General features: G+C 64.6%; 14 protein-coding genes and 1 pseudogene. 5 read left to right on the top strand and 10 right to left on the bottom strand.

From position 1 onward, the window contains the following. The first annotated feature begins 116 nt into the window (after positions 1–116). The gene (locus ACVMDN_RS19420) at positions 117–482 is read left to right on the top strand and encodes a response regulator (RefSeq protein WP_028336390.1); all 366 of its coding nucleotides are present in this window, start codon (positions 117–119) and stop codon (positions 480–482) included. 15 nt (positions 483–497) lie between these two features. Then, positions 498–1,871: a PleD family two-component system response regulator gene (locus ACVMDN_RS19415; protein ID WP_028336389.1), complete on the top strand. Its 1,374-nt coding sequence runs from the start codon at positions 498–500 to the stop codon at positions 1,869–1,871. A gap of 104 nt (positions 1,872–1,975) precedes the next feature. Here the strand turns inward: ACVMDN_RS19415 and ACVMDN_RS19410 are convergent, their stop codons facing one another. Then, positions 1,976–3,181, bottom strand: a complete 1,206-nt coding sequence (locus ACVMDN_RS19410; RefSeq protein ID WP_456835059.1) for a serine hydrolase domain-containing protein — start codon at positions 3,179–3,181, stop codon at positions 1,976–1,978. A 149-nt stretch (positions 3,182–3,330) separates the two neighbouring features. Continuing rightward, a complete protein-coding gene (locus ACVMDN_RS19405) occupies positions 3,331–3,933 on the bottom strand; it encodes a TetR/AcrR family transcriptional regulator (RefSeq protein WP_076834486.1) in 603 nt (200 codons plus the stop codon). Between the two features lie 133 nt (positions 3,934–4,066). Here ACVMDN_RS19405 and ACVMDN_RS19400 point away from each other — a divergent pair, with 133 nt between their 5' ends. The 3 genes from ACVMDN_RS19400 to ACVMDN_RS19390 all read left to right on the top strand — a co-directional run bounded on the left by ACVMDN_RS19400 (position 4,067) and on the right by ACVMDN_RS19390 (position 7,399). Continuing rightward, the gene (locus ACVMDN_RS19400) at positions 4,067–5,299 is read left to right on the top strand and encodes an MFS transporter (RefSeq protein WP_456835060.1); all 1,233 of its coding nucleotides are present in this window, start codon (positions 4,067–4,069) and stop codon (positions 5,297–5,299) included. Positions 5,300–5,800: 501 nt separating this feature from the next. Further along, complete coding sequence (locus ACVMDN_RS19395; protein ID WP_076834484.1) at positions 5,801–7,198, top strand: ammonium transporter; 1,398 nt, start codon at positions 5,801–5,803, stop codon at positions 7,196–7,198. A gap of 72 nt (positions 7,199–7,270) precedes the next feature. After that, positions 7,271–7,399: a hypothetical protein gene (locus tag ACVMDN_RS19390; protein ID WP_256527872.1), complete on the top strand. Its 129-nt coding sequence runs from the start codon at positions 7,271–7,273 to the stop codon at positions 7,397–7,399. Here the strand turns inward: ACVMDN_RS19390 and ACVMDN_RS19385 are convergent. The 8 genes and pseudogenes from ACVMDN_RS19385 to ACVMDN_RS19350 all read right to left on the bottom strand — a co-directional run bounded on the left by ACVMDN_RS19385 (position 7,396) and on the right by ACVMDN_RS19350 (position 18,130). Then, a complete protein-coding gene (locus tag ACVMDN_RS19385) occupies positions 7,396–7,926 on the bottom strand; it encodes a hypothetical protein (protein ID WP_076834482.1) in 531 nt (176 codons plus the stop codon). The genes ACVMDN_RS19390 and ACVMDN_RS19385 overlap by 4 nt on opposite strands. Positions 7,927–8,035: 109 nt before the next feature. Next, on the bottom strand, positions 8,036–8,203 hold the full coding sequence (gene rpmG / locus ACVMDN_RS19380; RefSeq protein WP_018271988.1) for a 50S ribosomal protein L33: 168 nt from the start codon (positions 8,201–8,203) through the stop codon (positions 8,036–8,038). 128 nt (positions 8,204–8,331) lie between these two features. After that, positions 8,332–9,657, bottom strand: a complete 1,326-nt coding sequence (locus ACVMDN_RS19375; RefSeq protein ID WP_076834480.1) for an LLM class flavin-dependent oxidoreductase — start codon at positions 9,655–9,657, stop codon at positions 8,332–8,334. A 205-nt stretch (positions 9,658–9,862) separates the two neighbouring features. Next, the gene (locus ACVMDN_RS19370) at positions 9,863–10,612 is read right to left on the bottom strand and encodes an NUDIX hydrolase (RefSeq protein ID WP_076834478.1); all 750 of its coding nucleotides are present in this window, start codon (positions 10,610–10,612) and stop codon (positions 9,863–9,865) included. A 36-nt stretch (positions 10,613–10,648) separates the two neighbouring features. After that, positions 10,649–11,086: a DUF983 domain-containing protein gene (locus ACVMDN_RS19365; protein ID WP_018271985.1), complete on the bottom strand. Its 438-nt coding sequence runs from the start codon at positions 11,084–11,086 to the stop codon at positions 10,649–10,651. Next, the gene (gene rnr / locus ACVMDN_RS19360; RefSeq protein WP_076834476.1) at positions 11,077–13,434 is read right to left on the bottom strand and encodes a ribonuclease R; all 2,358 of its coding nucleotides are present in this window, start codon (positions 13,432–13,434) and stop codon (positions 11,077–11,079) included. The genes ACVMDN_RS19365 and rnr overlap by 10 nt, the downstream gene beginning before the upstream one ends. Beyond that, positions 13,435–16,211: pseudogene (gene topA, locus ACVMDN_RS19355) on the bottom strand (type I DNA topoisomerase). Between the two features lie 833 nt (positions 16,212–17,044). Further along, complete coding sequence (locus ACVMDN_RS19350) at positions 17,045–18,130, bottom strand: IS4 family transposase (RefSeq protein ID WP_253587271.1); 1,086 nt, start codon at positions 18,128–18,130, stop codon at positions 17,045–17,047. Positions 18,131–18,141: the final 11 nt, after the last annotated feature.

Here is an 18,141-nt window from a genome sequence, read left to right as displayed (position 1 = left end):
GGTTAACGGGTTAGAGCGATTCTGGCGCTAGTTTGAATTCACATTTTCGACGCGCCCCGAGCGCGGTGCGTGAGGTACCGCAGCCGGGCCCGTCTCCTGGGTTTGGGAGGGACGGGATGGCCAAAACCGTCCTGATCGTGGAGGACAACGAGCTCAACATGAAGCTCTTTCGCGATCTGTTGGAAGCGCACGGCTATCAGACTTCGGGCACCAGCAATGGCTTCGAAGCGCTCGACCTTGTCCGCAAGCTGCGCCCCGACCTCATCCTGATGGACATCCAGCTACCCCAGGTTTCCGGCCTGGAGGTCACGCGCTGGATCAAGGACGATCCCGATCTGCGCGCAATTCCGGTGGTCGCGGTCACCGCCTTCGCCATGAAGGGCGACGAAGAACGTATCCGCGAGGGCGGCTGCGAAGCCTATTTGTCCAAGCCGATCTCGGTCGGCAAATTTATTGAGACTGTCCGACGCTTTATCGGATAGGGGAGTTGTGGTGCAATGTCCGCGCGTATCCTCGTGGTCGATGACGTTCCGGCGAACGTCAAGTTGTTGGAAGCCCGTCTGTCAGCCGAATATTTCGATGTGTTGACTGCCTCCAACGGGACCGAGGCACTGGAAATTTGCGCACGCGCCGAATGCGACATCATCCTGCTCGATGTCATGATGCCCGACATGGACGGCTTCGAGGTCTGCCGCCGGCTGAAGTCGAATCCGGCGACCCATTTCATTCCGGTCGTCATCGTCACCGCGCTCGACAGCCCGGCCGATCGCGTGCGCGGCCTTGAAGCCGGCGCCGATGACTTCCTGACCAAGCCGGTGTCCGACGTCGTGCTGATCGCGCGCGTGCGCTCGCTGACGCGGCTGAAGATGATGACCGATGAGCTGCGCATGCGCGCCATCACCTCGCTCGAGATCGGCATGCAGGCGCCCGAGCGCAGCGCGATCGCCGACAAGGGCACCGGCGGCCGCATTCTCCTCGTCGACGACCGGCCGTCGTCCTACGAGAAGCTGGCGCCGATCCTCTCGGCCGAACACACCGTCGACGTCGAGATCAATCCGTCGGAAGCCTTGTTCCACGCCGCCGAGGGCAATTACGACTTGCTGATCGTGTCGCTCAGCCTCGACAATTATGACGGCCTGCGGCTGTGCAGCCAGGCCCGCTCGCTGGAGCGCACGCGCCAGGTCCCGATCCTCGCCATCTCGGATGCCGACAACAACACGCGGCTCATGCGCGGGCTCGAGATCGGCGTCAACGACTATCTGCTGCGTCCGGTCGACAAGAACGAGCTCTTGGCGCGTGCGCGCACGCAGATCCGCCGCCGCCGCTACACCGATCATCTGCGCGACAATGTGCAGAACTCGATCGAGATGGCGATCACGGATGCGCTGACCGGTCTCAATAACCGACGCTACATGGAAAGCCACCTCGCGACGCTGGCGGAGCAGGCCTCGATCCGCGGCAAGCCGCTGGCGCTGATGATCCTCGACATCGACTACTTCAAGGCGATCAACGACACCTACGGCCACGATGCCGGCGACGACGTGCTGCGCGAATTCGCCGTCCGCATCCGCAAGTCGATCCGCGGCATTGATCTGGCCTGCCGCTATGGCGGCGAGGAGTTCGTCATCGTGATGCCCGAGACCGACCTGCATGTCGCCGGCATGGTCGCCGAGCGGCTGCGCCGCTCGATCGCGGGCGAGCCCTTCACCGTCGACAAGGGCGGCAAGCGGATCACCGTCACGATCTCGATCGGTCTCACCACGCTGGAGCGCAAGGGCGAGCAGGTCACCGATGTGCTCAAGCGCGCCGACACCGCGCTCTATCGCGCCAAGCACGACGGCCGCAACCGCGTGGTGTCTGCGGCAGCGTAGCGCGATCTCGCAGCCCGGATGCAGCGAAGCGCAATCCGGGGTATCGCGCCGCTTGCACCAGCTTCCCGGATTTCGCTGCGCTCCATCCGGGCTACGAAGTGCCCTTAGCGGCCGCGTCTCACCGCGTCATAGGCCATCCGCTTGAACTCGAACGAGAACGGATGGACGAACGCCATCTGGCGCTGCGCCATCATGACGCCGGCGATGCCCGTTTTGGGCGAAATCCACCACTGCGTGCCTGCGACACCGCCCCAATAGAGTTCGCCGGCGGCGTCGGGATGATCGATCGAGGAGGGGTTGAGGATCAGTCCGCCGGTAAGACCATAGGTCTTGCCGGGCTGCTCGCCCATCATCGCGAAGCGGATCCATTGGCCCGGCGTGAGCTGGTTGGTCATCGCCTCTGCGATCGTCTCCGGCTTCAGCAGCGTCGGCCCGCCGGGCAAGAGGCTGCGGATCAGCGCGACCATGTCATGCAGCGTCGAGACGAGGCCGCCGCCGCCATTGAAGCGCGGCACCGGGCGCAGATAGGCGCCAGGATAGGGCGCGTTGTCGGTGCGCGTCAGCCCGGGCTTCATCGGGTCCATCAGATCGGTGCCGGCGTAATAGGCGACGAGCCGGTTGTGATCCTTCTCCGGAACATGGAAGCCGGTGTCGACCATGCCGAGCGGATCGAGGATCCGCGCCTTGACGAACTTGTCGAACGGCTGGCCGCTCACCACCTCGACCAGCCGTGCGACCACGTCGATGGCAACGGAATATTCCCACGACGAGCCGGGATGGAACACCAGCGGCAGATCGGACAGACCGTCGACCATGTCGGCGAGCGTCGTCATCGGATTGAGGATCTTGCGCTCGTTGTAGGCCTTGAAGATCGGTGTGCCCGGATCGAACAGGCCGTAGCTGAGGCCGGCCGAGTGGCTCAGCAGATGGCGAATGGTGATCGACCGCTGCGCCGGTTCGGTGTCGTCGATCGACGTCGCGCCCGGCCGCAGCACCTTGCGGTTTCTGAGTTGCGGGATGAAGGTCTCGATCGGATCGTCGAGCCGGAAGCGGCCTTCCTCGACCAGCAGCAGCGCCGCGCAGGAGGTGATCAGCTTGGTGTTGGAGAAGACGCGGAAGATGTGATCGGTGCGTAGCGGAATCTGCGCTTCCTTGTCGGCCCATCCGACGCAGCCCGTGTCAGCGATGTCGCGCCCGACCAGAACCGTCCAGGAGACGCCGGACAGGAGATCGTTGTCGATGTAGCGCTGCATGGCCGCGCGCGCCGGCGCGAAATCATAGCCGATGGCCGTCACCTTCAGATCTTCCATGGTCGTTTCCCCTGTTGTGCCGCAAGTCTTCTAAGTAGCAGGTCTTCGCGCGGTCGCGGCCAATCTCGCGGGACGGAATATCCAGCCGGGAATGCCGTGGCCTGCGGTCGGTGTTAACAACCAAACCTGACTTCCGCACGCAACCGGATTTATCCGGCGCGTTTCTTGCCGGCGGGGGCGGGGCTGCCGACCTTGACGCCTGCATTTGCCAGCAACACGCGTGCGGCTTCCTTGGCCGCGCGCGCCATCGCCGGATCGTCGCGCACCAGATCCTGCGCGATCGAGCCATCGACCAGCAGCGTGAGCTGGGTCGCAAGTCCCTCGGCATCGGCGACGCCGAGCCGCCGCAGCAGATCGCGAAACCAGAGCCGGCGGCTTTCCTTGAAGGCGATTGCGATGTTCCTGAAGGTGCGATCCTCGTCCTCCGGCCCGAGCTCGGCCACCGCGTTCACGAACGGGCAGCCGCGAAAGTCCTTCGCCGAGAAGCGCCGCTCCAGCGAATCGAAGGTTGCGAGAATCTGCTCGGCCGGCGGCTTGTCGGAGGGACGCGGCTGCACGAAGCGGCGTTGCAGATAGGCTTCTATCAGCGCGTCCTTCGACGGGAAGTGGTTGTAGAGCGTGCGCTTGCTGATGCCGATCTCGGCCGCGATGGTGTCGACGCCGATGGCGCGAATGCCCTGCAGGTAGAAGAGCTTGTCGGCGGTCTCGAGGATCCGCTCCTTCATGGTCTGTTTGGGAGGCGGGTAAGCCATGCGCCAGCCGTGATCCTCTTCGCTTGACAGTCAGCCTCCTGTATAGCCTAAGTACACAGGTCTGTGTAACCAAAACATGCATGAATCGCAGGCCATGGCACGCGTGCCGTGCCGTTATGGGAGAATAAGAACAATGCCCCTGTTGCAGGTCCTGCGTCCCACCCTTCCCATCCTGATCGGCGCCTCCATCATGCTCACGCTGAGCATGGGGCTGCGGCAGAGCCTCGGCATCTTCATGCAGCCGCTGACGCACGACATCGGCATCTCGATATCCCACTTCACGCTGGCGCTCGCGGTGCAGAACCTCGCCTGGGGTTTTCTGCAGCCGGTCGCCGGCGCGATGACGGTGCGTTACGGCTTTCGCCCGATCATGGTGGTCGGCGCGCTGGCCTACATCGCGGGCCTCGTGCTGATGACGACGGCGCATGGGCTCGTTGCCATCATGATCGGCGCCGGTGTCCTGATCGGCCTTTCGCTCGCCTGCACCGCGAATGCGATCGCGATGTCGGTCTCGGCGCGCGCGGTGCCGGAGACGGTACGCTCGACAGTGCTCGGCATGGTCTCCGCCGCGGGCTCGCTCGGCGCGCTGCTGTCGGCGCCGATCGGCCAGATGCTCAATGAGGGTTTCGGTTGGCGCGTCGGACTTGCCGGCTTTGTCATTCTCTCGATCTTCATGATCCCGGCGGCGTTGTACGCCGGGCGCGTCGACAAGATTCCGCTGCCGAAGCCCGCTGGCGACGACATCGGCAACGCCACCGCGGCGACGGCGGCGAAGACCGCGTTCGGCAACGCAGCCTTCGTGGTGATGACCTGCGCCTACATGGTCTGCGGCATGCAGCTCGTCTTCCTCACCACGCATCTGCCGTCGTATCTCGCGATCTGCGGGCTCGATCCGATGCTGAGCGCGCAGACGCTCGGCATGATCGGCGGCTTCAATGTGCTGGGCTCGCTGTTCTTCGGCTGGGCCGGCCAGCGCTGGAACAAGCTGGCGCTGCTCGGCGCGATCTACATCCTGCGCTCGCTGGCGCTCGCCTGGTACTTCATGCTGCCGGCAACGCCCGGCTCGACGCTGCTGTTCGGCGCGATCATGGGCTTCCTCTGGATGGGTGTCGGTCCGCTGGTCGCGGGCGCGGTGGCCGAGATGTTCGGCTTGCGCTGGCAGGCGATGATCCAGGGCCTCGCCTTCATGAGCCACCAGGTCGGCAGCTTCCTCGGCGCTTACGGAGGAGGGCTGATCTACGACTCGCTCGGCTCCTACACCATGGCCTGGCGCATCGGCGTCGCGCTGGGCCTTGCCGGCGGCATCATCCAGCTCGCCTTCGCGCTGATCCGGCCGACGCAGCCGCCGCTGCTGAAGGCCGCTTAGCAGAATCCCTGCGAAGCTGGCGGCTGCTCCTTGCGAGGGCAGTCGCCAGATTCTGCCTAGTTTTTGACCGGCCACTTGCCGCAAGAGCGTGCAATGGAGCGCGATGCTGTTCCGGCCGCGGATCGAAGCGATAGCGTTTTCAACGTGTTACGCGGCGCGCAGTGGTGGCACGAATCTTGTTTCAATTTGGCTAGAAATCGTGCCGGAAACCCTCGCTGAGGGTTCCGGCCTGGGGACTTTGGGAAGGGCTGGCCGCGATGGGGCTAGTCGCCGTCATTCTCCAGCCATCCGCGCACCACGGCCTTTGCCGCGCCGCCGAGCAGGAGGCCCTTGTGCCCTGCGTCGGGCCTGATGCCGCTGCGACTTCGCTGCATCCCGCCACCCGCACCGCGGCACTTCGAGACATCCCGATAACCGGACGCGCGCTGTCCTTCGGCGCTCACGCTGCGAACGCGCCGCGCCCATTCCGAACGCCAGCATTTCTCTTGTGATGGGAGGTCGATGATGGAGTCTGCGACACACACGCGCCAGAAGCTCGTGAGAATCGTGGTTGCCTTGTTGGGCGTGGCGTTCCTTTGCCTGCTGTTCGGCGATCTCGCGCTGGCCGAGGATGCGGCGGCGCCGCCTGCCTGTGGCGGCAAGATTCTCGAGAAGTGCACGCCGAATTCCGGCGACACCGCCTGGATGCTCACGTCAGTCGCGCTCGTCCTGATGATGACGATCCCGGGGCTCGGCCTGTTCTATGGCGGCATGGTGCGCAAGAAGAATGTCGGCGATACCGTGATGACCAGCTTCGCGGTCACCTGCCTGGTCACGATCCTGTTTGCCGTCCTTACCTACAGTCTGGCGTTTCGTGCCGGCACGCCGTTCATCGGCGGCCTCGATCGCCTGTTCCTCAAGGACATCCTGAGCGACATCGGCAAGGGAGGCATCGGCAATCCCAATCCGCTCGCTGCGACGATCCCCGAGTCCGTTTACATCTGCTTCCAGATGACGTTCGCCATCATCACGCCGGCGCTGATTGCCGGCGCGTTTGCCGAGCGGATGAAGTTCTCCGCGATGCTCTGGTTCATCGGGCTGTGGGCGATCTTCGTCTATGCGCCGATCGCGCACTGGGTCTGGGGCCCTGACGGCATATTCTCGGCCGGCAACGACGCTGCGTATGTCAAGGTTCTCGATTTCGCCGGCGGCACCGTTGTGCACATCAACGCCGGCGTCGCGGGCCTGATGTGCGCCATCATGCTCGGCAAGCGCGTCGAGACGGGGCCGGCGCACAATATGGTGCTGACCTTCATTGGCGCCTCGCTGTTGTGGGTCGGCTGGTTCGGGTTCAACGCCGGCTCCGCTGTCACGGCCGGAATGCAGGCGGGCATGGCCATGCTGGTGACTCAGATCGCCACGGCGGTGGCGGGCTTCACCTGGATGCTGGTGGAATGGGCGTTGAAGGGCAAGCCGACCGTCGTCGGAATCTGCTCGGGTGCCGTGGCGGGCCTCGTCGCGATCACGCCGGCCTCCGGTTTCGTCGGGCCGGTCGGCGCTTTCGCGATCGGCATCGCCGCCGGCGTCTGCTGCTACTGGGGATGCACCGGCTTGAAGCGCATGTTCAGCTACGATGATGCGCTGGACTGCTTCGGTGTCCATGCCCTTGGCGGCATCGTCGGAGCGCTGCTGACCGGGGTGTTCGCGGTCGAGCAGTATGGTGGAACGGCAGGTGTTCTGGAAGGAAATCCCGGGCAGTTCCTCAATCAATGCATCGGCGTCGCGACGGTTTTCGTGTATGATGCCGTGGTGAGCCTGATCATCCTGTTCGTGATCAATCTCTTCGTCGGGCTTCGAGTGACGCGGGACATCGAGCGCGAAGGGTTGGATCTGGCACTGCACGGCGAGGTCGTGCAGTAGACTTTGGCGGCATTCCGCGCAGCCGGCGATCTTCGCCCGCTGGCGCGGATTTAAGCTGTTCGAGGTGATCCGATGAACTGGTTCTATTGGAACACAGCGTGGTCGCTGTTCTTCAGCCTCATTTGGTTCATGACGATCACACACAATCCGGATGCAGAGATCGCAGACGCGCATCTGCGTGACGAGGCGTTCAAGGGTTAGCTCCGGTAGTAACGCCACATCCTGAGGAACGTCCGGTGGATCTCGTCGGGTGTCCGGTCGAATGGCTCCAGATTGACGCGGACTACGCCACGATGGTCCATGCGCCACGGCAGGCGCATCAACAGCCGGTAGGCCGGCCGCTTGCGCCAATCGGCCACCAGCGCGCTGCCGAGCGGTCCGTTAAGCGCGATCTGCAACTCGTGAACCGTCATCGCGCGCTCAGCGATCTCGACGAGGTCGATGCGCGTGATGGCGCGCCAGCGGATCAGCCCGAAGGCCTGGATGAAGATGCCGTACTGGTTGGCCCCGATCGTCGGACGACCAGCCTCCAGCAGGGGGATGTTGTAATAGGTGAAGCCGCCCGCTGCCGCTGCCGGCGCCAGCCAATAGATCGCGCCCGTGATCCAGGTCGCGGTCAGGAAGATCGCGGCGAGGGCTGCCGTGACATAGACCGGAAAGTAGATGTCCTCGCGGCCGTAAGCGACCGAGTAGCCGCCGACGTTTCCCTCGTCCAAGGTTGCGATCATCTGAGCCCTGCGCCCGGGACTGCTCCGGGAATCATGAGGGATGACGCAAGCCTAGAAAGCAAAAACGGGGCCGCGAGGGCCCCGTTTGAAACGTCGGAAGCAGCCGATCTTACTTGATCTTGGCTTCCTTGAACTCGACGTGCTTGCGCGCGACCGGGTCGTACTTCTTCTTGACCAGCTTGTCGGTCATGGTGCGCGAATTCTTCTTGGCAACGTAATAGAAGCCGGTGTCGGCCGTCGACACGAGCTTGACCTTGATGGTGACCGCCTTGGCCATGTGCAAAACCTCGAAAATCGGGGGAATTCGGGAGCCGGCCAAATCGGCCCGCGTTTGGCCGGGAAACTAGCCAGAAACAGCCCAAAGTCAAGGATTTCTGAGCCAAGATCACCCCGATTCCGGGCCTATTACCCCTCGAAGAACTGATTTTTCGGCCGCGGCAGGCCCAAATTCTCGCGCAGGGTCCGACCTTCGTACTCAGTGCGGAAAATCCCGCGCTTTTGCAGTTCCGGCACCACCTTGTCGACGAACTCGAACAGGCCCTGCGGCAGATAGGGGAACATGATGTTGAAGCCGTCGCTGCCCCGGCCGGTCAGCCATTCCTCCATCTGGTCGGCGATGGTCTGCGGCGTGCCGACGAAGGCGAGCCCGCCATAGCCGCCGACGCGCTGCGCGAGCTGGCGCACGGTGAGCTTGTCGCGCGCCGCGACATCGACGAGGCGCTGCCGGCCGCTTTTGCTTGCATTGGTTTCGGGGATCGGCGGCAACTGTCCGTCGGGATCGAAGCCGGACGCATCGGTGCCGAGGATCACCGACAGCGAGGCGATCGCGCTGTCGTAATGCACGCGGCTGTCGAGCAGCGCGCGCTTCTCTTTTGCTTCTTCGACGCTGTCACCGACCACGACGAAGGCGCCGGGCAAGATCTTCAGATGCTCGGGATCGCGGCCGATCTTCTCCATGCGGCCCTTGATGTCGGCATAGAGCTTCTGTCCGTCGGCCAGGCTGCCGCCGCCGGTGAACACGGCTTCCGCGGTCTCGGCCGCAAGCTGCCTGCCGTCATCGGAAGCGCCGGCCTGCACGATGACAGGCCAGCCCTGCACGGGGCGGGCGATGTTCAGCGGGCCGCGCACCGAGAGATATTTGCCCTTGTGATTGAGCACATGCATCTTGTCGGGATCGACGAACAGTCCGGACTCGACGTCGCGCACGAACGCGTCATCGGCGAAGGAATCCCACAGGCCGGTGACGACGTCGTAGAACTCGCGGGCGCGCCTGTAGCGCTCGGCGTGCTCCATGTGATCGTCGAGGCCGAAATTCAGCGCCGCGTCCGGATTGGACGTGGTGACGATATTCCAGCCGGCGCGGCCGCCCGAGATGTGGTCGAGCGAGGCGAAGCGCCGCGCGACGTGATAGGGCTCGTCGAAGGTGGTCGAACCGGTCGCGATCAGGCCGATATTCTCCGTCACGGCGGCGAGCGCCGATAGCAGCGTGAACGGCTCGAACGAGGTCACGGTGTGGCTGCGCTTCAGCGCGTTGATCGGCATGTTCAGCACGGCAAGATGGTCGGCCATGAAGAAGGCGTCGAATTTGCCGGCCTCGAGCTTGCGGATCAGCGTCTTGATGTGGTCGAAGTTGAAATTGGCGTCGGGCCAGGCCCCGGGATAGCGCCAGGCACCGGTGTGAATGCTGATCGGCCGCATGAACGCGCCGAGCTTGAGTTGACGCTTCGCCATTGCCCCGTTCCGTCCTTGATGTCGTTAGCGGAACAGATAGGGAGGCGTTTCGCGGCGCGCCATCGGGAAGATTATTTTGTTTTTGGCCGCTCTCTCGACAGTGTCATTCCGGGGCATCGCGCAGCGATGAACCCGGAATCTCGCGCCGCAATCTCGGGATTCCGGGTTCGATGCTGCGCATCGCCTCGGAATGACGAGGATCATACTACACCCCCAGCACGTCCTTCTGCATCTTGCCGCCGTAGAAATGGAAGAACGGCACCGGCGCGTCGTGGTGGAGCGGGCCGGTGGCGAGACGGCGGTCGAGCTCGGCGAGCACGTTCTTGGTCATGGCATGCGCGTCGGCGAGCGGCTCGGAGCCGATCTCGACCCAGACCAGCTCGACCAGCTCGGCGTCGGCATGCACCACGCCCTCGACACGATGCGCGATGGTCGACGCGTCGGCAGTGAAGAAGCGCGTGTCGAAGCGGCGGACGCGGCCGGGCGGGGTGATCGCGCGCGCGATCAGGAACAGGCCGGACGGATCGGGCAAGAGACCCGCGTCGGCGAACGGTGCCCAGGGCCCGTCGAGCTTGTGCCGCTTCTCGACCTTGCGGCCGAGGCAGAGCCCGGTCTCTTCGCAGGCCTCGCGGATCGCGGCGTTGGCAAGCGCACGCGCGCGGCCGGGCGTGATCTTCGGGCTGCCCTTCAACAGATTGGCTTCGAGCTCCGGCGTGATCGGCGCTGCGACCGGCACGCGGTTGTCGGCCTTGTCGACGCGGCCGCCGGGGAAAACGAATTTGCCGGGCATGAACACGACCTTGTCGTGACGCTTGCCGACCAGCACCTTCGGCTTGGCGCCGGAGCGATCGATCAGGATCAGCGTCGCCGCATCCTTCGGCCGGAAATACGCATGATGGTCGGCTTCTTTTTCGCCCTGGTGGACGACAGCGGCGGGCGCGGCAGCTTCAGTCATTTCATCCCTTTCATTTCTTCTTGCGGCCCGGTTTAGCTAGACCGGCGGGATGTCGCTAGGGGGATTCTCGTCAAAGCCATGCATGCGCAGGGCCCATTGCAAGCCGATCACGGCTCCCTTCACCGGCTGCAACAGCGCCAGCGATGCGAACAGCGTGAACGGCAGATAGATCGCAAGTTGCAGCCACACCGGCGGAGAATAATTGGTCTCGATCCACAGCGCCATCGGTACCACGATATGGCCGACGATAACGATGACGAGATAGGCAGGCAGATCGTCCGCGCGATGCGGCGTGAAGTCGAGGTCGCAGACCGGGCAATGGCCGTCGCATTTGAGAAACTTGCGGAACAGTCTGCCTTTTCCGCAGCGCGGACAGCGGCAGCGGAACCCGCGCTTCATCGCGCTCCACACGTCGCGCTTCTCGGGCTCGGCCGCCTCGCGAGTCCAGACCACTGTCGGTGGTGTCACTTCCATGACTTGCCTCGCTTTGATTTGCCGGACTTCTGCTGCGCCGGCTTGCGATCCTTCTTGCGCGATTTCCGCTCCTTGTGCGCCTTCTTGCCTGATCGTTTTGGTCCCTTGTCAAATCCGGCGGCACGGCGCTCGGCCCTTACGCTGTCGCGTTTTCTGCCGCGCGGAATTGCCTGACCATCGGATAATAACTCAAATCGCAGCGCGCCGGCTATCGGCGCGGCTTCCACCAGACGCACATCGACGACGTCGCCGAGCCGATACATGGTGCCGCTGCGCGTGCCGATCAGCGCGTGGCGAGTTTCGTCGTAGTTGAAATATTCGCTGCCGATGGTGCGGATCGGGATCAGACCGTCGGCGCCGGTGTCGTCGAGCTTCACGAACAGGCCGGATCGCGTCACGCCGGAAATGCGGCCCTGGAACGAGGCGCCGACCTTATCGGCAAGGAAATGCGCGATCAGGCGGTCGGTGGTCTCACGCTCCGCCTTCATCGCGCGGCGCTCGGTGACGGAAATCTGCGCGGCGATCTCGGCGAGCGTCTCCACGGTTTCATCGGTCGGCAACGCGCCTTCGCCAAGCCCGAGCGCGCGGATCAGCGCGCGATGCACGATCAGATCGGCATAGCGGCGGATCGGCGAGGTGAAGTGCGCGTAGCGGCGCAGGTTCAAGCCGAAATGGCCGTAGTTCTCGGCGGAGTATTCCGCCTGCGCCTGCGAACGCAGCACCACCTCGTTGACCAGCGGCTCGTAGTCCTCGCCGGCAACCTGCGCCAGCACGCGGTTGAATTGCGTGGGACGCAGCGCGCCCTGCTTGGTGAAGGGCAGGTCGAGCGTCTTCAGGAATTCCTGCAGGTTGTGCACCTTCTCCTGGCTCGGCTCGTCGTGCACGCGGTAGATCAGCGGCAGCGCCTTCTTCTCCAGCATCTCGGCCGCGGCGACGTTGGCGAGGATCATGAACTCCTCGATCAGCCGGTGCGCGTCGAGCCGCTGCGGCACGATCACGCGATCGACGGTGCCGTCGGCTTTCAGCAGGATCTTGCGCTCGGGCAGATCGAGATCGAGCGGGTCGCGCTCGTTGCGTGCAAGCTTGACCAGCTCGTAGGCCGACCACAGCGGTTTGAGGACCGGATCGAGGATGGGGCCGGTGATGTCGTCGGGCCGTCCGTCGATAGCAGCCTGTGCCTGCGCGTAATGGAGCTTCGCAGCCGAGCGCATGAGCACGCGGTGGAAGGTATGCGAGCGCTTGCGGCCGTCGGCGCCGATCACCATGCGCACCGCGAGCGCGCCGCGCGGCTCGCCCGGCACCAGCGAGCAGAGATCGTTGGAGATCCGCTCGGGCAGCATCGGCACGACGCGATCAGGGAAATACACCGAGTTGCCGCGCTGCAGCGCGTCGCGGTCGAGCGCCGAGCCGGGCCGCACATAGAAGGCGACGTCGGCGATCGCGACATGGACGATGAAGCCGCCCTTGTTGTTCGGATCGGGATCGACTTCCGCATGCACCGCGTCGTCGTGATCCTTGGCATCCGGCGGATCGATGGTGACGAGCGGCACGTCACGCCAGTCCTCGCGGCCCTGCAAGGTTGCGGGCTTGGCGTCTTCAGCTTCGCGCAGCGCAGAAGTGGAGAACACCTGCGGGATATCGTGGGTGTTGATCGCGATCAGGCTGATCGCCTTCTCACTGGCGATCGAACCGAGCCGCTCCTTGACGCGGGCGGAGGCGAGGCCGTAGCCGCGGGTGCGGATCAGGTCGACGCTGACGAGATCGCCGTCTTCGGCGCCGCCGCTGTCGGCCTTGGCGATGTTGAGCTCGCGGCCGGCCTGCTTCTTGTCGACCGGGATCAGGCGCCCGCCGCCATCGGGATTGCCACGGAAGATGCCGAGGATCCGGGTGCGCCCGTGATCGATCACCTTGATGACGCGGCCGCGATAGGGTGTGCCGTCTTGCTCATCCGTGACTTCGACGCGCAGCAGCGCGCGGTCGCCGACGCCGGCGGTGGTGCCGGGCTTCGGCCGCCGCGGCGTCTCGATACGGATTTTCGGGGCGGTGCCGTTCTCGTCCGAGTCCCACTCGGCGGGCGTGGCGATCAGCTCGCCGTCGCTGTCGCGGCCGGTGATGTCGGCGAGCAGGGTCGGTGGCAGCGCCGCCGGCTCGTGGATCTTGCGGCCGCGCTTGGCAATCGTGCCGTCGTCGGCGAGCTCACGGAGGATCCGCTTCAGCTCGACGCGGTCGGCGTTCTTCAGGCCGAACTCGCGCGCGATCTCGCGGGTGCCGACCTTGCCTGGATTGGCGCGGATGAAGGCGACGATGGCGTCCCGGCCCGGAAAGCCATGGTCGGGTTTTCGTTTCACTTATCCTCGTGCCTTGCCGGCGCTTTTCTTCGCGGGCGCTTTCGCTGGTGCCGATGATTTTGCAGGCGACGTCTTGGCACCGGAGGCGACCGGCGCGCGCGCCTTGCTGGTCGCATCCGTTTTCGGCTTCGCCGCGGCTTTCTTCGACGCAGCCTTCTTGGCGGGCTTGGCGTCGGCGTCACCGTCGGCATCTTCAGCCTTTGCTGCCTTGGCCTTCGTGGCCTTGGCGGGCTTTTCCGCCTTGGCCTTCTTGGCCTTCTTGCCGCCGCCCTTGGCCGCGCGCTCGTCGATCAGCGCGATCGCCTCCGCGAGCGTGATCTGGTCGGGGGTGCGGTCGCTCGGGATCGTCGCGTTGACGCCGCCCGCCGCGACATAGGCGCCGTAGCGGCCGTTCTTCAGCGCGACCGCGCCGAGCGTCGGATGATCGCCGAGCGGCTTGCCGGGATCGGCACCGAAGCGGCGGCCGCTCGGGCCCTTCGCGATCTTCTCCGCGATCAGCGTGACGGCACGGTTCAACCCGATGTCGAAGACCTCGTCGCCGGCCTCGAGGCTCGCATAAGTCTTCTCGTGCTTGACGAACGGCCCGAACCGGCCGAGGCCGGCGGTGATCGGCTGTCCGGTTTCCGGATGCTTCCCGATCTCGCGCGGCAGCGACAGCAGTTTCAGTGCCAGTTCGAGATCGACATCAGCCGGTGAGGTGCCCTTTGGAATGCCCGCGCGCTTCGGCTTCTCGCCTTCGGCGTAATCCTTCTGCTCGCCGAGCTGGATGTAGGGGCCGAAGCGGCCGGCCTTCACCGTGACATCGAAGCCGGTGTCGGGATCGGTGCCGAGCACGCGGTCGGCGCTCTCGGCGCTGTCGGCCGCGAGCGGACGGGTGTAGCGGCATTCCGGATAATTCGAGCAGCCGACGAAGGCGCCGAACTTGCCGGCCTTGAGGTTGAGCCGGCCGGTGCCGCAGGTCGGGCATTGCCTGACGTCGCCGCCATCCGCGCGCGCGGCGGATAGATATGCGGGCCGAGCATCTCGTCGAGCGCGTCGAGCACCTCGGCGACGCGCAGGTCCTTGATGTCGTTGACCGCGCCGATGAAGCCGCGCCAGAAGTCCTGCAACACCTGCTGCCAGGCGATCTCATTGTTGGAGATGCGGTCGAGCTGCTCCTCGAGATCGGCGGTGAAGTCGTATTCGACGTAGCGCGAGAAGAAGTTCTCCAGGAACGCGACCACGACGCGGCCCTTGTCTTCGCCGTGCAGCCGCTTCTTCTCGAGCTTGACATAGCCGCGGTCCTTCAGGACCTGCAGGATCGAGGCGTAGGTCGAGGGGCGGCCGATGCCGAGCTCTTCCATCCGCTTCACCAATGATGCTTCCGAGAAGCGTGGCGGCGGCTCGGTGAAATGCTGGGTGACGGCGAGGCTCTGGCGCTTCACGGCCTCGCCCTCACTCATCGCGGGCAGGCGGCGCGAATCCTCGTCCTCCTCGTCGTCGCGGCTTTCCTGATAGAGCGCGAGGAAACCATCGAACTTGATGACCTGGCCGGAGGCGCGCAATTCCAGCACGCGGGAGCCGGCCTTGGCCTCGATGTCGACGGTGGTGCGCTCGAGCTCGGCCGACTCCATCTGGCTCGCAATGGTGCGCTTCCAGATCAATTCATAAAGCCGCGCCTGATCGGCATCGAGCCGTCGGCCGATGGTGGCCGGGCGACGCGACAGATCGGTCGGGCGGATCGCTTCGTGCGCTTCCTGCGCGTTCTTGGCCTTGGCCTGGTACTGGCGCGGGGCGTCCGGCACGTAGGCGTTGCCATAGTCCTCGCCGATCACCTTGCGCGCCTGCGTGATCGCTTCGGGTGCGATCTGCACGCCGTCGGTTCGCATATAGGTGATGAGGCCGGTGGTCTCGCCGCCGATGTCGATGCCCTCATAGAGCCGCTGCGCGATGCGCATGGTGTGCGCCGGCGCGAAACCGAGCTTGCGGCTCGCTTCCTGCTGCAGGGTCGAGGTGGTGAAAGGCGCCTGCGGATTGCGCCGCGCCGGCTTGGCCTCGACGGTCGCAACCTTGAACAGGGCCGCCTCGATCGCCTTCTTGAAATCCTCGGCTTCCGCGCCGGAGCCGATGTCGAGCCGTGCGATCTTCTTGCCGTCGGCGCCGACCAGCCGCGCCTCGAAGGCATCGCCGCGCGGCGTCAGCAACGTCGCGACCAGCGACCAGTACTCCTTCGGCACGAACTTCTCGATCTCGAGCTCGCGGTCGCAGACCAGCCGCAGCGCGACCGATTGTACGCGGCCGGCGGAGCGGGCGCCGGGCAGCTTGCGCCACAGCACGGGGGAGAGGGTGAAGCCCACCAGATAGTCCAGCGCGCGGCGCGCCATATAGGCGTCGACCAGCGCGCCATCGATCTGGCGCGGCGCCTTCATCGCCTCGGAGACGGCCTGCTTGGTGATGGCGTTGAACACCACGCGCTCGACCTTCTGGTCCTTCAGCGCGCGCTTCTCCTTCATCACCTCCAGCACGTGCCAGGAGATTGCCTCGCCCTCGCGATCGGGGTCGGTTGCGAGGATCAGACGGTCGGCACCTTTGAGCGCCTTGGCGATGTCGTTGAGCCGGCTCGCGGCCTTGGCATCGACCTCCCAGATCATCTGGAAATTGGCGTCGGGATCGACGGAACCATTCTTGGCCGGGAGGTCGCGAACATGGCCGAACGACGCCAGGACCTCGTAGGAGGACCCCAGATATTTGTTGATCGTCTTGGCCTTGGCCGGCGACTCCACAATGACGATATTCATGTCATTCCAATAGCTTACGGGAAAACTTGAAGGTGGGTTCCGCTAGACTCGCGGCCCGCCGTGTCGGGGCGAACATGGGTGCTGGGGCGGTCCCTGTCAAATCGCCAGATATTGAAGGGAGGCGCCAAGCTGTGGAGTTTATATCCCAAGGGTTGCAAAATGCGTCCTAGAGTTGCGGCCGGCAAGGGCTTATCTCTTTATATAAAGCGTAGGAATCGGATTAGGCCTTTTGAGCAGCACAGGGGGCGGCCGGAAGCGCAAGGCGTCCGGCGGGCGGCGACCGGCGGGCGACGAGACGGCTGGGGAAGGCGGCCCCGACGACGCCCTGGTCCTGATCGCAGGCGCCGCGACCTAACTCGCCAAACTCGCCCGGCGCCACAAACTCGAAGTTCTCGACCGCCTGTTCGCGATGGCCCGCCTGGAGGCCGACGAGCAGCTGCGCTCGCGCAGCCGAAGGAAGCGGTCGTGAGGGGCGTTACGGGAAGCAGGGTCGTGTCCTGGCTTTCGCCAGGACGACGGTGGGGATGGACCGCAATTCAAGATGTCAAACAGCGCGGTGCGGCGAAACAGAAGTCGTGATTTGCGACCCTTCCTGGAGAAAGGAAGAACGCTAGCTCGCGCCACATCCACCGCCGTCGTCCCGGCGCAGGCCCATAGGCGCTAAGATAGTTTGATCATAGTCTGATAGTGGCGCTTATGTCTGGGTGGCTCGCGTAGATGTCGCCGGAGAGCGTGACTGGCTCTGCAGAGTAGAGCGATTGCGGGCTGTGGAATGATCGCTTGCCGTAGCGAAGCGACGAGCTGGCGCAGCAGACGCCACGTCACTGGGTGGGTCAGGCGGCGTCGGCCAAGCGGGGAGAGTCTTCGAGTTCGTCGACGAGCGGCTCGAGCAATAGAATGATCAGCAGATGAGCGAGGATATGGGGTCTGGCGGACCGCTCGTCGGTTCCGGGAGGTCCCTTCAGGCCAATCAGGCTTTTCAGCCGCTTGAAGCCGAGCTCAATGCGCCATCGCAGCCGATAGAGGGCGAGGATATCTGCAGTCGTGAAGTCCTCTGGCCTGAGTGAGGTCACCAGGATCACCCAATCTGCGGCGTCAAGTGTTTGCCTGGAGAGCTGATGACCTCCCTTTTGTGCAGTCCGGCGCGCCTTGCGTCGCGCAGCCGCAGCAGCTTGCGCCGGCTTCTTCGCGGCAACCAGACGCACTGCGAGCGGCGGCGCACCTGACTTGCGCTTTATCCAAATCGGCCGATCGATCAGGCCACGCGCCGAGGCGTTGCGCAGTTCGGCAGTGAGGTCAACAAGATTACCTTCGGCATCGAGCCAGCGCGCGCTCTTCCAGCCGGCCCGGATCACGAAGTCTGCATCGGCATCGACGAGATGCGCCATGCGCTCCGGTTGCAGATAGGCGCGATCGGCAAGACGGATCTCACCGGCAACCGCCGGTATCCGATCCAGCGTCTCGCCCGCTCGCTGATCGGTCAGTTCGAAGTGACCAAAGCGCTCCTGCGGAAGATCGAACGCGCTATGGATACGCCACACTGCGTTCTTGTTCCTGCCGCTCGTCCCAGCCTTGGGGACCGTCGTGGCGTCAACAATACGGATCAGACGACCGCGGATCGCCTTCGGCGCCGCGTCGGCAAGCGCCTGCTCGACCAAGATTGCCAGCCAATCTCCGCACTGACGTAAGCGATACAACAGAGCCACGTTGGAGATATCGACAAGCCCAACCGACGTGGCCCATGCCGCCGTCAACCGCAGCCCTTTCTCACCAAGGCAATAAGCCAAGATCAGGCGCAGCAAGTCGACCGCATTGCTGATCTCCCGCGGACGGACAAACGCCTTCGTCTTGCGCGCGCTAATGTTCAGAGCCTCGGCTCCGCCAAGTCGGGCGACAACGCGCGCCCAATCTTTGTTCACAAGCGATTCGT

Source organism: Bradyrhizobium sp. USDA 4510, from assembly GCF_054059095.1.
Note: the sequence above shows the minus strand (reverse complement) of the source record. Positions and strands in the feature narration are given on the sequence as shown.